Annotated in this window: 13 protein-coding genes; 4 read left to right on the top strand and 9 right to left on the bottom strand. The window is 64.6% G+C overall.

Features of this window, described 5'->3' with window-relative positions; genetic code table 11:
- Positions 1 to 17: 17 nt before the first annotated feature.
- The 7 genes from ACVMB1_RS08785 to ACVMB1_RS08755 form a co-directional block, all read right to left on the bottom strand.
- Positions 18 to 1,346: a sensor histidine kinase gene (locus tag ACVMB1_RS08785; protein ID WP_141343149.1), complete on the bottom strand. Its 1,329-nt coding sequence runs from the start codon at positions 1,344 to 1,346 to the stop codon at positions 18 to 20.
- Positions 1,347 to 1,348: 2 nt separating this feature from the next.
- On the bottom strand, positions 1,349 to 2,023 hold the full coding sequence (locus ACVMB1_RS08780; protein WP_028344544.1) for a response regulator transcription factor: 675 nt from the start codon (positions 2,021 to 2,023) through the stop codon (positions 1,349 to 1,351).
- A 388-nt stretch (positions 2,024 to 2,411) separates the two neighbouring features.
- On the bottom strand, positions 2,412 to 3,500 hold the full coding sequence (locus ACVMB1_RS08775; RefSeq protein ID WP_028334238.1) for a TRAP transporter substrate-binding protein: 1,089 nt from the start codon (positions 3,498 to 3,500) through the stop codon (positions 2,412 to 2,414).
- A 240-nt stretch (positions 3,501 to 3,740) separates the two neighbouring features.
- Positions 3,741 to 4,829 carry a TRAP transporter substrate-binding protein gene (locus tag ACVMB1_RS08770; protein ID WP_092084399.1) on the bottom strand — a complete coding sequence of 363 codons (1,089 nt, stop codon included), beginning with the start codon at positions 4,827 to 4,829 and terminating at the stop codon, positions 3,741 to 3,743.
- A gap of 308 nt (positions 4,830 to 5,137) precedes the next feature.
- A complete protein-coding gene (locus ACVMB1_RS08765; RefSeq protein ID WP_076826437.1) occupies positions 5,138 to 5,374 on the bottom strand; it encodes a hypothetical protein in 237 nt (78 codons plus the stop codon).
- A gap of 205 nt (positions 5,375 to 5,579) precedes the next feature.
- A complete protein-coding gene (locus ACVMB1_RS08760) occupies positions 5,580 to 6,710 on the bottom strand; it encodes an Mrp/NBP35 family ATP-binding protein (protein ID WP_057017247.1) in 1,131 nt (376 codons plus the stop codon).
- Positions 6,711 to 6,767: 57 nt separating this feature from the next.
- Positions 6,768 to 7,205, bottom strand: a complete 438-nt coding sequence (locus tag ACVMB1_RS08755) for a VOC family protein (protein WP_016843272.1) — start codon at positions 7,203 to 7,205, stop codon at positions 6,768 to 6,770.
- Between the two features lie 203 nt (positions 7,206 to 7,408).
- Between ACVMB1_RS08755 and ACVMB1_RS08750 the strand changes: the two genes are divergently transcribed.
- The 4 genes from ACVMB1_RS08750 to ACVMB1_RS08735 all read left to right on the top strand — a co-directional run bounded on the left by ACVMB1_RS08750 (position 7,409) and on the right by ACVMB1_RS08735 (position 11,260).
- On the top strand, positions 7,409 to 8,281 hold the full coding sequence (locus ACVMB1_RS08750) for an NAD(P)-dependent oxidoreductase (RefSeq protein ID WP_076826435.1): 873 nt from the start codon (positions 7,409 to 7,411) through the stop codon (positions 8,279 to 8,281).
- A 295-nt stretch (positions 8,282 to 8,576) separates the two neighbouring features.
- Entirely contained in the window at positions 8,577 to 10,184 is a 1,608-nt protein-coding gene (locus tag ACVMB1_RS08745) for a sensor histidine kinase (RefSeq protein ID WP_057017245.1), read from the top strand.
- Positions 10,185 to 10,440: 256 nt separating this feature from the next.
- Positions 10,441 to 10,644 carry a DUF1289 domain-containing protein gene (locus ACVMB1_RS08740; protein WP_028334232.1) on the top strand — a complete coding sequence of 68 codons (204 nt, stop codon included), beginning with the start codon at positions 10,441 to 10,443 and terminating at the stop codon, positions 10,642 to 10,644.
- A 25-nt stretch (positions 10,645 to 10,669) separates the two neighbouring features.
- A complete protein-coding gene (locus ACVMB1_RS08735; RefSeq protein WP_076826434.1) occupies positions 10,670 to 11,260 on the top strand; it encodes a TIGR02281 family clan AA aspartic protease in 591 nt (196 codons plus the stop codon).
- Positions 11,261 to 11,282: 22 nt separating this feature from the next.
- On the opposite strand, the gene catC is transcribed toward ACVMB1_RS08735, so the two are convergent.
- Complete coding sequence (gene catC / locus ACVMB1_RS08730) at positions 11,283 to 11,573, bottom strand: muconolactone Delta-isomerase (protein ID WP_141342335.1); 291 nt, start codon at positions 11,571 to 11,573, stop codon at positions 11,283 to 11,285.
- Between the two features lie 88 nt (positions 11,574 to 11,661).
- Positions 11,662 to 13,239 carry a 4-hydroxyphenylacetate 3-hydroxylase N-terminal domain-containing protein gene (locus tag ACVMB1_RS08725; RefSeq protein ID WP_141342334.1) on the bottom strand — a complete coding sequence of 526 codons (1,578 nt, stop codon included), beginning with the start codon at positions 13,237 to 13,239 and terminating at the stop codon, positions 11,662 to 11,664.
- Between the last annotated feature and the right edge of the window lie 121 nt (positions 13,240 to 13,360).

The following is a 13,360-nucleotide window of genomic DNA, read 5'->3' as shown; positions in this document are numbered from 1 at the left end:
CGCGTTCGCGGGCCGGCTCAGGACGCCGCCGGCTCCGCCTTGGCGAGGCGGAAGCGCAGCGTGAACTGGGCGCCGCCGGACGGCAGGTTCTCCACCCTCACCGTCGCATCGTGATCGTCGACGACGCCGCGCACGATCGAGAGCCCGAGCCCCGCGCCGTCGGTGCGCTGGCGATCGCTGCGCCAGAAGCGCTGGAAGATCAGGCCCTGCTCGGCGGGCGCAATTCCCGGCCCGCAGTCGCGCACCTGCACCGAACCGTTGTCGTGCACCTCGACATCGACCGAAGTCCTCTCGGCGGTGTACTTGATGGCGTTCTCCGCCAGATTGAAGATGGCCCGCTGCAGCATCTCCGCATTGCCCCTGACCTGCACCGGACTGTCGGTGCCGCGCAACGCGATATCTTTCCGCTGCGCCAGCGCGTAGGGCGCGATCGAGCCGACCACCTCGGCGCACACCGCGCGCAAATCCGCGGTCTCGCCGGGATCCAGCACCAGCGTGTCGAGCTCGGCGATCTCGAGCAGCTGGCTGACGATGCGGCTCATGCTCTCGATGTCGGCATGCAGCTCCCTGGTCCCCTTGGCCGCATCGAGCGTTTCGATTCGGGTCCTGAGGATCGCAAGCGGCGTGCGCAGCTGATGCGCGGCATCGGCCGTGAACTGGCGCTGCACGTGAAAGCCTTCCTCAAGGCGATCGAACGCCTGGTTGACGGCGGTCACCAGCGGCAGGATCTCGCTTGGAATCCCCTCCGTCGGGAGGCGGATATCGGTCCTTGCCGGCCCGATGCTTCTCGCCTCCTCCGAGGCCCGCAACAGCGGTGTCACCGCGCGGCGGAAGATCAGGATGTCGGTGGCAAGCAGGATCAGAAGGATCGGGATGGTGATCCAGCCGACCCGCCGAAAGAAATTGGAGACGATGTCGTCGATGATGACGTCGCGATGCGACAGGTCCTCGGCGACCAGGATGCGCAGCGTCTGGCCGCCGAGCAGCTTGGTGACGCTGGCACCGGAAATCCGGTTGGCGGACGCCGGCAGTCGCGGCGCCTCGCGATGCGACGAAAACAGCAGGTGACCGTCGGCATCGTAGATGTCGTAGCGGTAGCGGCCATAGGCGTCGGAATAGAGTCCCTTCAGGCTGTCCGGCAGGTTGAGTTGCACCTTGCCCGCGGCATCGACCGAGAGGTTCTGGCCGAGATCGGCGGCCTGGTCGCGCATCGCTTCGCGATGCAGCTGATTGATCTCCGAATTCAACAGCCACAGCAGCAGCAGCGGCAGGAAGATCGCCGCGACCGCGACCGCCACGATGTGCAGGAACACGATCCGCGACGTCAGCGACTTGAAGCGGAACACGCCTACTTCTCCTCCGCCATCAGATAACCGACGCCCCGAATGGTATGAATGATGACCCTGGCGCGGTGCTCGGTGAGCAGCTTGCGCAGCCGCGACACGTAGACCTCGACCGCGTTCGAGGCGACCTCGCCGGACAGGCCGAAGATGTGGTCCTCGACATTCTTCTTCGGCACCACCCGCCCCTGCCGTCGCAACAGGATCTCCAGCACCGACGTCTCGCGCGCCGAGAACACGTGCGGAGCGCCGTCGACGAACACCTGCTTGCTCTCGGTGTCGTAGACCAGATTGGCGAGCTTCAGCGAGGAGCCGAGCAGCTGGCCGGGCCGGCGCAGGATGGCTTCGAGCCGCGCCACCAGCTCCTCCAGCGCGAACGGCTTCGCCAGATAGTCGTCCGCGCCGCTGCGCAGGCCGCTGACCCGATCCTGCAGGCCGCCCCGCGCGGTCAGCACCAGGACCGGCAGCGGATCGGTCTTGCGGCGAAGCTCCGACAACACCGACAAGCCATCGCCGTCGGGCAGACCGAGATCGAGGATCATGGCGGCATAACTGACGCTGCGCAGCGCATCGCGCGCCTCGGCAACGCTGTTGACGACATCGGACTCATATCCCGCCGCCATCAGCCCGCTGGCGAGCAGCCGCGAGAGCTCGACATTGTCCTCGACGATCAGAAGGCGCATCGCAGCAATCCTGACTTCATTCAATCGATCTTCTGCTTGCTGTCGTCAAAACAAGACGCATGCGAAGGTGACGTCTCGATGGCGACACAAGCGCATGTTGCTCCAGCTCGTGTTACTGCCCTGAAAACAGATACCGCCTCCCCGCTGCAATCAAAATCTACGCCAGGCGCCTGTGATTGCGCCCGTGTAAGGCTGACGTCAGCTAGCCATGATAACATAACGGATTGCGCGTTCGCGCCCGGAGATCGAGAACTGGCAGCTGCCGCCACGGCCAGCGACCGGCGGTCATGCGTCTTCGCAAGCCGCGTCGCGCCGGGCCGCGATCGCGGCATGGAAAAAGCCCCGGCGCTTTCGCTCCGAGGCTGATTTCCTGTCCAGCTCGCAGCAATCACGCCTGCGAATGGCGCGCCATGAAATTGTCGTAGCCGACCTCGGCGACCTGGAACCATTGATAGCCGTTGTTGGAGAACGAGGTCAGCGAGTCATAGACCTTCTTGAAGTTGGCGTTGGTCGCGGAAACCTCGGCATGCAGCTCCTTGGCGGCCTTGAAGGAAGCTTCCATCACCGCAGGCGGGAACGGACGCAGCTTGGTGCCGACCGCGAGCAGCTTCTTCAGTGCGATCGGATTGGCCTGGTCGTAGCGCGCCATCATCCAGTTGTTGGCGAGATGGCCGGCCTGCTCGAGCACGAACTGATAATGCTTCGGCAGCGCGTTCCACTTGTCGAGATTGATCATCGCCACCAGCATGGGGCCGCCTTCCCACCAGCCGGGGAAGTAATAGTTCGGCGCGACCTTGTAGAAGCCGAGCTTCTCGTCGTCGTAGGGACCAACCCACTCGGCCGCATCGATGGTGCCCTTCTCGAGCGCCGGATAGATGTCGCCGCCGGCGAGCTGCTGCGGCACCGCGCCGAGCTTCTGCATCACCTTGCCGGCAAAGCCGCCGATGCGGAATTTGAGGCCCTTGAGATCGTCGACGCTGTTGATCTCCTTGCGGAACCAGCCACCCATCTGGCAGCCGGTGTTGCCGGCGAGCAGCGAGGTGACGTTGTAGCTCTTGTAGAACTCGTTGAGCAGGTCCTTGCCGCCGCCCAGCATGAACCAGGCCTGGTTGAGGCGCATGTTGGGCCCGAACGGCACCGCCGAGCCGAAGGTGAAGGTCGGGTCCTTGCCGAAATAATAATAGGGCGCGGTGTGCCCCATCTCGACGGTGCCGTTCTGCACGGCGTCGAGCACCTGCAGGCCCGGCACGATCTCGCCCGCGGCAAAGGTCTGGATCTGGAATTTGTTGTCGGTGGCTTCACCGACCGCCTTCGCCATCAGCTCGGCGCCGCCGTGCAGCGTGTCGAGCGACTTCGGCCAGCTCGTCGTCAAGCGCCACTTGAGCTCCGGCATCGACTGCGCGATCGCGGGAGCTGCGACCGTGGCGGCGCCGGCGACGCCCAGACCCGTGACCTTGATGAAATCTCTTCGCTTCATTTGAATCCTGCCCTGTTCGATTGTGTTGTCCGAGCGTCGACTGCTTTCGATCGTCGCGCCGCTTTTCTTTTTGCCGTCATGACCGGTGACCGATCACACGCCGCCTTCGTGCCGAGGCTTCGGATGCGAGCATGGAGCATCCCCTTCACGAATGCCAGACGCAAAAAACCCGGCCTCCTTGCGGAGGCCGGGCAATGCGTTCGCGTCGCGCGAACGCTCGTCCAAAAGGCTAGACGCCGATCAGCCGCGGGTGCGCGAGCGGATCATGAAGCTGTCGAAGGTGTATTCGGCGACCTGCCACCACAGATACTGGTCGGAGCGGTACGCCTGCATGGCCTCGATCGATTTCTTGAAGTCGGCATTCTTGGCCGAGATTTCACCCCACAGCTCGTTGGTCGCCTTGAGGCAGGCCTCGAGCACCTCGTTGGTGAACGGACGCAGCTGCGTGCCGCCGGCAACCAGCCGCTTCAGCGCGGAGGGGTTCTGCATGTCGTAGCGCGCGGCCATCCAGCTGTTGGCGTTGGCGGCGCCGTTGGCCAGGATCGCCTGGTAGTTCTTCGGCAGCGCGTTCCACTTCTCCAGGTTGACGAAGGAGTGCACGGTCGGACCGCCTTCCCAGAAGCCCGGATAGTAGTAGTACTTGGCGACCTTCTGGAAGCCGAGTTTCTCGTCGTCATAGGGACCGACCCACTCGGCCGCGTCGATGGTGCCCTTTTCGAGCGCCGGATAGATGTCGCCGCCGGCGAGCTGCTGCGGCACCACGCCGACCTTCTGCAGCACCTGGCCGGCAATGCCGCCGATGCGCATCTTCAGGCCCGACATGTCGGCGACGGTCTTGATCTCCTTGCGGAACCAGCCGCCCATCTGGGTGCCGGTGTTGCCGGTCGGGAAACCGATCACGCCGAACTTCTTGAAGAACTCGTTGCCGAGCTCCTGGCCACCGCCCTGATACCACCAGGAGTTCTGCATGCGGGCATTGAGACCGAACGGCACCGACGCGTAGATCGCGAAGGTCGGGTCCTTGCCGACATAGTAGTAGGCGACGGTGTGCGACATCTCGACCGTGCCGTTGGAGGTCGCGTCCAGCGCCTGCAGGCCGGGGACGACTTCGCCCGCCGCGAACACCTGGATCTGGAACTTGTTGTCGGTCATTTCGGCGACGTACTTCGACAGCTCGACGGCACCGCCATAGATGGTGTCCAGCGACTTCGGGAAGCTCGAGGTCAGGCGCCACTTGATTTCAGGCGAGGACTGCGCGATCGCCGGCGCGGCAACCGCCGTCGCGGCAGCACCGGCCGCAGAAACTTTCAAAAAATCACGACGCTTCATCGTAAGACTTCTCCTTCAGGGGCGTTTCCCAGTGACCGCAAGCAGTTCTCCGGCAGCCGCGTGAAAGGCTTGCCGAGGCGCTCTGGGTCGGCCCTTTAACACGGAAGGCGGCGTCACGGAAACGCGACAATGGCATGACCGCGCCAATTAAACGAAAGTCTGATGAGGCTGGAAATCAGCCGGAAAATGCGCCTTCAGGCAGCGACGATGACGCCTGGCAGGTGGCCGCGGAGCTGCCGCCGACCGCGCGGTAAATCGCCGCGTGCGGACCGTCCGGCCCGCTCTCAACCGTCGGGTTACCGGAGCTATCAGCGCCGCGTCGTCGCCCGCGCCTTCTTGGCTTGATCAGCCAAATACCGCCCGCGCCGGATCCAGCTTTGCGCGGTTGTCTTGCTGACACCATACGTCTTGGCGATCACCTCGGCGGCCTCGCCGATCGAGTCGGATTTCTTGGCCATGTTGAATGCCAGCCGGGAGGCCTCTGCGCGCTTCTCCCGCGTCAGATGTTTGCGGTGCTGTTTGTTTGCTTCGCGTGATGCTGCCATGTCGATGGTCGCCTCACGGCCCCTTCCCGCAGTTTGGTTTCACCCGTGGCCGCCTTCCGCTGATCGAAGGGTGGTACGATTCGGCCACTCCTGCATAAACATACAGGCCGGAACCGATTCAGCAATCGTCCAAACGCCACGGGCCTGTGAAGAAAGCCCGCCGGGCTCCCGACGCTTCGCGACCAATCGGCCCAGCAGCGCAGGCTCAGGCAGCCGCGATGACGCCTTGCAGCTGCTCACGGACCTTGCCGCCGATCGCGCGGTAGATCGCCGCGTGCGGGCCGTCCGGTTCGCTCTCGACCACCGGGTTGCCGGCATCGGAGGCGGTGCGGATCGCGATGTGCAGGGGAATCTCGCCGAGGAACGGCACCCCCAGCTTCTCGGCTTCGTGGCGGGCGCCGCCATGGCCGAAGATATCCGAGCGGGTGCCGCAATGCGGGCACTGGAAATAGCTCATGTTCTCGACGATGCCGAGCACCGGCACGCTGACCTTCTTGAACATCGCAAGCCCGCGCCGGGCGTCGATCAGCGAGAGGTCCTGCGGGGTCGAGACGATGACGGCGCCCTTGAGCGGAACGTTCTGCGCCAGCGTGAGCTGGGCATCGCCGGTGCCGGGCGGCATGTCGACCACGAGCACGTCGAGCGTGCCCCAGGCGACGTCGCGCAGCATCTGGGTGATCGCCGACATCACCATCGGCCCGCGCCAGATCATCGCGGTGTCCTCCTCGACCAGGAAGCCGATCGACATGATCGACAGGCCGAAGCGCTGCAGCGGGACCATCTTCTTGTCGTCATTGAGCTGCGGCTTCTCGCGGATGCCGGTCAGCCGCGGCACCGACGGGCCGTAGATGTCGGCGTCGAGCAGCCCGACGCGCAGGCCGAGGTCGCGCAGGCCGAGCGCGAGGTTGAGCGCCGTGGTCGACTTGCCGACGCCGCCCTTGCCGGAGGCGACGGCGATGACGGCGGAGATGCCGGGGATCTCGGCCTGCCGGGCCATCGGCGATTGCCCGCCGGGCGGATGCGGATGGCGATGGGCGGACGCCGGCGGGACGCCGCCGGCCGGCCGCGGCGCCGGTGCCGCAGCGCCCGCCTTGCGCTCGGCGGTCAGCGCGATCATCGCGACGCTGACGCCGGGAATGGCGCGCACGGCATTCTCGGCCTGCGCACGCACGCTCTCCCAGGCGCGGGCCTCCGCGGCGTCGACATTGATCGAGAAGAACACCTTGCCGTCGGTGACCGTGATCGCCGACAGCACATTGGCGTTGGTCAAGGCTGTGCCGCGTGGCGACATCACCTTGGCAAGGCAATCGAGGACCTGTTGCTGCGTCACGCTCACCGCGCATCTCCTGGAAAGTTCAAGAGACCGACCCATAGAGCGTTGCAGCGCAAAAGGCTACCTCGCTCCGACGTCGTCCCGCCGCTCGGCCGGCGCGGCGGAGCCGCCTTCCTTGGCGGCCTCGTAGTTCAGCTCGATCATGACCCCGTTGGGGTCGTTGACGAAGATCTGCCAGAGATCGCCGCCGGGAACCTGGCGCGAGTCGAATTCCATGCCCTTGGACTGAAGCCGCTGCCGCATCCCATCGAAGCCCTGGCTGGCAAAGGCGACGTGATGGACGACGCCCGAGTCAGGCTTTTGTGCCTCGTCGGTCGCCGAAATATCGACCAGATGCACGACCGCCTTGCCCTCGCTGTACATCCACGCACCGGGGAACGCGAAGTTCGGCCGCGCGCCCTTTTCCAGGCCCAGGATGTCCTCATAGAACCGCACCGTGGCGGAGAGATTCCGGGTCCGGATATTGAAATGATCGAGCACACCGACGCTCATGCCCATGCGATACACTCCCTTTTTTGTGAAGTTCGTTGGTGGCCCAATCCTAGCACAAAACCGCCTTCTGCCATCCCACCAAGGCCGTTGCCCTCCGCTGCACAGGGGGTATGGTGCGGCTCCTTCCATGGACGGAATGCCCTGCCCGCCGCGACGTTTTCCGGCGGTCTCAAGGGGCGATCACCACGGCAAATCACAAGGTAACAGATATGGCTAAAGTCGCTTTCCTCGGTCTCGGCGTGATGGGTTTCCCGATGGCGGGACACCTCGTGAAAAAAGGCGGCCATGAGGTCACCGTGTACAACCGGACCGCGGCGAAGGCGAAGGAATGGGCCGACAAGTTCGGCGGCAAGACGGCGCCGACCCCGAAGGCCGCCGCCGAAGGCCAGGATTTCGTGATGTGCTGCGTCGGCAACGACAACGACCTGCGCGCGGTCACGATCGGCCCCGACGGCGCCTTCGCCGGGATCAGGAAGGGCGCGACCTTCGTCGATCACACCACCGCCTCCGCCGAGGTCGCCCGCGAGCTCGATGCCGCCGCGACCAAGGCCGGCTTCAAATTCGTCGACGCGCCGGTGTCGGGCGGCCAGGCCGGCGCCGAGAACGGCGTGCTGACTGTGATGTGCGGCGGCAGCGAAGACGCCTATGCGGGCGCCGAGCCGATCATCACCGGCGCTTACGCGCGGATGTGCAAATTGCTCGGGCCGGCGGGCGCCGGCCAGCTCACCAAGATGGTCAACCAGATCTGCATCGCCGGTCTGGTTCAGGGCCTGTCGGAGGGCATCCACTTTGCCAAGAAGAGCGGCCTCGACGTCGCCGCCGTGATCGAGACCATCTCCAAGGGCGCGGCGCAGTCCTGGCAGATGGAGAACCGCTACAAGACCATGAACGAGGGCAAGTACGATTTCGGCTTCGCGGTCGAGTGGATGCGCAAGGACCTCTCGATTGCGCTGGCGGAGGCCCGCCGCAACGGCGCCACCCTGCCCGCCACCGCGCTGGTCGACCAGTTCTATGCCGAGGTCGAGAAGATGGGCGGCAAGCGTTGGGACACGTCGAGCCTGCTGGCGCGGCTGCAGCGGTAACACTTCCCACCATTTCGTCATGCCCGGGCTTGTCCCGGGCATCCACGTCTTTGGATCCACGAAAAGCAAGACGTGGATGGCCGGGACAAGCCCGGCCATGACAACATGGAATTGTCAGACCCGGCGTGCGCGTGTGCGCCCGCCATCGCACAACAGCGGGACCCCCGCGCAAAAGTTAATTTAACTCCCCGTTTACGCTTTTCCTTAGCTCTTTAAGGCAACGCTTAATGATTTAGCGTCACAGATAGACAATGCAAAAAGCCCGCGCGGTTCGTGGGCAGGATTTGTGTTGTTGATGAGTAATCCCGCAGAAAAGCCTGAAGTTGTAGCGCTTCCGGCAGGACCTCAGGTGACGGTGCCGGTGAACAGCCGGCGCGTCGCCGCGCAGCGGGTGCGCGAGGCGCGGGATCGGTTAACGTCAACCAGTGGAACCCGCCCGGCGTTCGACGCCGAACTGCTCCGTCAATACGCCCAGACCCGGATCTCGGCGTCCTACGTCGTGATGCTGCTCGTGGTGGCAACCGGCGTGCTGTTTGGCCTCTGGATGAAGCCGATCGTGGCCGGCGCCTGGACAGTCGGCATCCTCTGCGTCCATCTCGCGATCATCCGCAGTTGTTCCCGCTTCCTCGCCGAACCAACCTCGGTCGCGGTCACCCGCAAATGGCGGACCCGCTTCGTGCTGCTCGACCTGCTCTACGGCCTGTGCTGGACCGCGATCCTGATCCACCCCGCCGGGCGCGATCTCGCCTCCAACACGCTGATGATGTTTTTGATGCTGCTGGTGATCGCGGTCTCCAGCATGCTGGCCGCGAGCCTGCCGATCGCGGCCCTTGCGGCAACGGTTCCGGTGACGGTCGGGATCGCGCTCGACCTCGTGCTCAATGGCGCGTTCGACAATTACGTGCTGGCGCTGCTGGCGCTTGCGGCCGAAGGCTATTTCGCCTTGCTCGCGCACCGCCTGCATTCGACCACGCTGGCGACGCTGGAGGCCCGCGCCGAAAAGGATGCGCTGATCGGCGAGTTGGAACAGGCCAAGGCGATCTCGGACGAGGCGCGGCACCGCGCCGAGTCCGCCAACGTCGCCAAGTCGCGCTTCCTCGCCCAGATGAGCCACGAACTGCGCACGCCGCTCAATGCGATCCTCGGCTTCTCCGAGGTGATGAAGAGCGAGATTTTCGGCGCGCACACCGTGCCGGTCTACAAGGAATATTCCGCCGACATCCATAATTCCGGCGTGCATCTGCTCAATCTCATCAACGAGATCCTCGACCTGTCGCGCATCGAAGCCGGCCGCTACGAGCTGAACGAGGAGGCCGTGGCGCTGGTGCATGTCGTCGCCGATTGCCACCATCTCCTGAAGCTGCGCGCCTCCAGCCGCGGCATCACCATCCACGAGGTGTTCGAGCACGGCATGCCGAGGATCTGGGGCGACGAGCGCGCCATCCGCCAGGTCGTGCTCAACCTGCTCTCCAACTCGATCAAGTTCACCCCGCAGGGCGGCGAAATCTGGCTGAAGGTCGGCTGGACCGCGTCGGGCGGGCAATATCTGAGCGTCAAGGACACCGGAAGTGGCATCGCCGAGGACGAGATCCCGGTCGTGCTGGCCTCCTTCGGCCAGGGCTCCAACTCGATCAAGTCGGCGGAACAGGGCGCGGGCCTTGGCCTGCCGATCGCGAAAAGCCTGATCGACATGCATGGCGGCACCTTCACGCTGAAGTCGAAGCTGCGCATCGGCACCGAGGTGATCGTCACCTTGCCGCCGGAACGGGTGATGAGCGCGCTGGCGCCGATGGCGGAAGAAGCGCCGCCGATGCAGCCGCCGGAGCCCGTCGAGCCCGCGATGGGCGCCGACCGGAAGCGCGTGCGCCGCAAGTCGATCATGAGTGCCGGCACCGGATTGTAGAGCATGTCGCGGAAGATCGTGACGCAGTTATCGATAGAGCCCTTTCCGTTCCGATCGATTCGGAACGGGGCTCCAGATCTTGGTTCTGACGCGCTCTCTCTACGCGAACCGGTATCCACTTCGCTCGAAAACGCTTTGGCAACAAACCCAAGGCGTTCGCGCCAGGACCATGCTCGCGACAAAATGCCGAGGCGTGATGCAGCATCCCATGTCAACCGGCTTGCACCGGCCGCCGAAACCGTTCAACACTTGAACAATGAGCTCAGAGACGCCGTGTATCGCAGTCTGCATGATGGACCCCAGGACGAAGCTCTGCTTCGGCTGTGGCCGCACGCTTCCGGAGATCGCGCGCTGGCACAAGATGGACCGCGCGGAGCGGCTATCGGTGATGGCGACGTTGCCGGCGCGCATGGCCGAGGCTGGGCTCGAGCGCATGGAGCCGCGTCCGAAGCGCGCGTGATCGGCGTTGCGGCGGGAGTGGCGCCGTGACCCGTATCCTCCTCGTCATCGTGCTGCTGATGGCAACCGCCGGCGCCGTCGTTGCCTATGGCGACCCCGAGCAGATCGCCCGCGCCAGGGAGAATCTGACCCAGATCTTCGGCCGCAGCATCACCGCCTCAGCCTCGACCTCCAGCTCCGCCCCCGCCGTGCAGATCGCGCGCGGCCAGGGTGGCGAGTTCGCGTTCCGCGCCAAGATCAACGGCGTCAGCGCCCCGATGGTGATCGACACCGGCGCGACCTCGGTCGTGCTGACCTGGGAAACCGCGAAAGCGATCGGGCTGCCGATCGATATGCTCGAATACAATGTCGACCTCGAGACCGCCGGCGGTCACACCAAGGCGGCGCGGCTGACGCTCGACCGGCTCGCGGTCGGCAAGCTGGTCGAGAAATCGGTGCCGGCGCTGGTGGTGCAGCGCGGGCAGATGAAGACCAACCTGCTCGGCATGAGCTTCCTCGACCGGCTCGAGAGCTGGGGCGTTCGCGCCGACACGCTGAGCCTGACCGGCTACCCCGATGTCACCGGCAGCATCAACACCTCAAGCCGCCACCGGCGCGCGCGCACGGCCGTCGACTAGCGCGACGGCGCCTACTCCACCACTACCGGTCGTCGTCGTGGATCGACGACGGGTGCCGGCACAGCGGCGTGACCTGGATCTCCATGAACGGAAACAGCGGCAGGCTGGACAGGATGTCGTGCAATTCCTGCGCGCCGGAGACGTCGAAGATGCTGACATTGGCGTAGCGCCCGGCCACCCGCCACAGATGGCGCCAGGCCCCGGTACGCTGCAGCTCCATGGCACGGACGCGTTCCGCCGCCTTCAGCGCGTCGACCTTCTCGACCGGGAGATCGTGCGAAACCCGCACATCCATTTCGACGTGGAACAGCATGACAAGTGAACCCCTTCTGCAACAAGATGGAACAGCGTGGAGCCGCCACGCAACTTGTGGCGGCTCCATTGATCCGTCTAACAAATCGTCAGCCCTGCACCAGACCGCGGCTGACGAGGTTGATGTCGTCGGGGTTGACGAGGTCCTTCGCCGTCCAACCGGAGACGTCGTAGTCGCTCATGCAATTGCGCACGAAATCCTGCATGGCGCCGAGGTCGCCGGTGGCGCTCGCGGCCATCAGCGTCTCGACGCGCAGGTTCTCGTAATTGCCCGCATAGTTGCGCTCGTAGAGCTCATGCCGGCCGCCGAACTCGGAGCCGACCGCGTCCCAGAGCAGCTTCAGCAGCTTGATCCGGTCGATCGCGGCATAGCCGTTGGAGCCGCGCACGAAGCGGTCGAGATAGGGCCGGATCGCCTCGCTCTCCAGATCGGCCGAGCTCGACGGCAGATAGATCAGGCCGCTCGCCACATGACGCTCGATCAATTCCTTGATCCGCGGATAGGCCATCGGTGCGAACACGCGATAGGCCAGCCCGTAGTTCAGATTCGGCAGATTGTAGCCATCGGTCCCCTGCCAGGCGATCGGCGATTTCACCATCGCATCGGCAATGCCGTGGAACAGATTGCGCCAGGCGATCACCTCGCCCACCGCCGTCTGCACGCCGCGAAAATCCTTCGACCCGGTCGCCTCGACGGCCATCGAGAACAGGCCGGCGATGAAGTCGAGCTTGACGGCAAGCCGTGTCACGCCGTGCAGCGTGAACCGCGGGATGAAGCCCGAGGCCGGGAAGAACTGGTTGATCTTGTCGGCGTCGCCATAGATGAAGACATTCTCCCAGGGCACCAGCACCTTGTCGAACACGAGAATCGAGTCGTTCTCGTCGAAGCGGCTGGACAGAGGATAGTCGAACGGCGAGCCGGTCGCCGCCGCGGTGAATTCGTAGGACGAGCGGGCAATCAGCTTGATGCCCTTGGCATCCATCGGCGCCGTGAAGATCAGCGCGAACGACTTGTCCTTGATCGGAATGCCGTAGTGGGCGATGAAATTGTAGTGCGTCAGCGCCGAGCCGGTCGCGACCACCTTCGCGCCCGAAACGATCAGGCCGGCGTCGGTCTCCTTCTCGACATGCATGAAGACGTCACGCACCTCCTCGATGGCGCGGTCGCGATCGATCGGCGGATTGACGATGGCATGATTCCAGAAGTCGAGACGCTCCTGGGTCCGGGCATACCACTTTTTCGCATTGCCGGCGTAATCGCCATAGAAGCTTGAATTCGCCCCCAGCGTGCCGAGGAACGACGCCTTGTAGTCCGGCGAGCGGCCCATCCAGCCGAACGCAACCTTCTGCAATTCGGCAATCGCATCGCGGCCCTTGACGAGGTCGTCGGCCGTCTTCGAGCCGAGGAAGAACGGATGGGTCAGCTGTCCCGAGCCGGTGTCGGTCAGGACGCCGATCTGATCCTTCTTCTCATGGAAACGGTCGTACCAGCGCGCCACCATCCGCGCCGAATTGCGGAAGGCTGGATGCTGGGTGACGTTCTTGACGCGCTCGCCGTAGATGTAGATTTCCCGGCCATCCTGGATGCTGTCCAGGAATTCCGCACCGGTATAGACGCTGGTGGTCGACGCTGGCACGTCGGCCCGCAGGGCTGCTGCTGTAGTCATGGGTTTCTCCTCCGCTTGTGTCGCTGGACCGGCGGCGTTGCCACACCGGCCTTAAGACCATCTCGTCACGCTCTTGGACGGCGTGACATCGGAGGAAACGCTACGCGCTCACCCGAAGCGG

The sequence above is a fragment of the Bradyrhizobium sp. USDA 4504 genome, from assembly GCF_054063995.1.
Note: the sequence above shows the minus strand (reverse complement) of the source record. Positions and strands in the feature narration are given on the sequence as shown.

Coding starts and splice junctions, on each gene's coding strand:
- ACVMB1_RS08775 (WP_028334238.1), bottom strand. CDS start 3,500: ATGAAGCGAAGAGATTTCATCAAGGTCACGGGTCTGGGCGTCGCCGGC.
- ACVMB1_RS08765 (WP_076826437.1), bottom strand. CDS start 5,374: ATGGCAGCATCACGCGAAGCAAACAAACAGCACCGCAAACATCTGACG.
- ACVMB1_RS08770 (WP_092084399.1), bottom strand. CDS start 4,829: ATGAAGCGTCGTGATTTTTTGAAAGTTTCTGCGGCCGGTGCTGCCGCG.
- ACVMB1_RS08780 (WP_028344544.1), bottom strand. CDS start 2,023: ATGCGCCTTCTGATCGTCGAGGACAATGTCGAGCTCTCGCGGCTGCTC.
- catC (WP_141342335.1), bottom strand. CDS start 11,573: ATGCTGTTCCACGTCGAAATGGATGTGCGGGTTTCGCACGATCTCCCG.
- ACVMB1_RS08740 (WP_028334232.1), top strand. CDS start 10,441: ATGAGCTCAGAGACGCCGTGTATCGCAGTCTGCATGATGGACCCCAGG.
- ACVMB1_RS08755 (WP_016843272.1), bottom strand. CDS start 7,205: ATGGGCATGAGCGTCGGTGTGCTCGATCATTTCAATATCCGGACCCGG.
- ACVMB1_RS08725 (WP_141342334.1), bottom strand. CDS start 13,239: ATGACTACAGCAGCAGCCCTGCGGGCCGACGTGCCAGCGTCGACCACC.
- ACVMB1_RS08750 (WP_076826435.1), top strand. CDS start 7,409: ATGGCTAAAGTCGCTTTCCTCGGTCTCGGCGTGATGGGTTTCCCGATG.
- ACVMB1_RS08745 (WP_057017245.1), top strand. CDS start 8,577: ATGAGTAATCCCGCAGAAAAGCCTGAAGTTGTAGCGCTTCCGGCAGGA.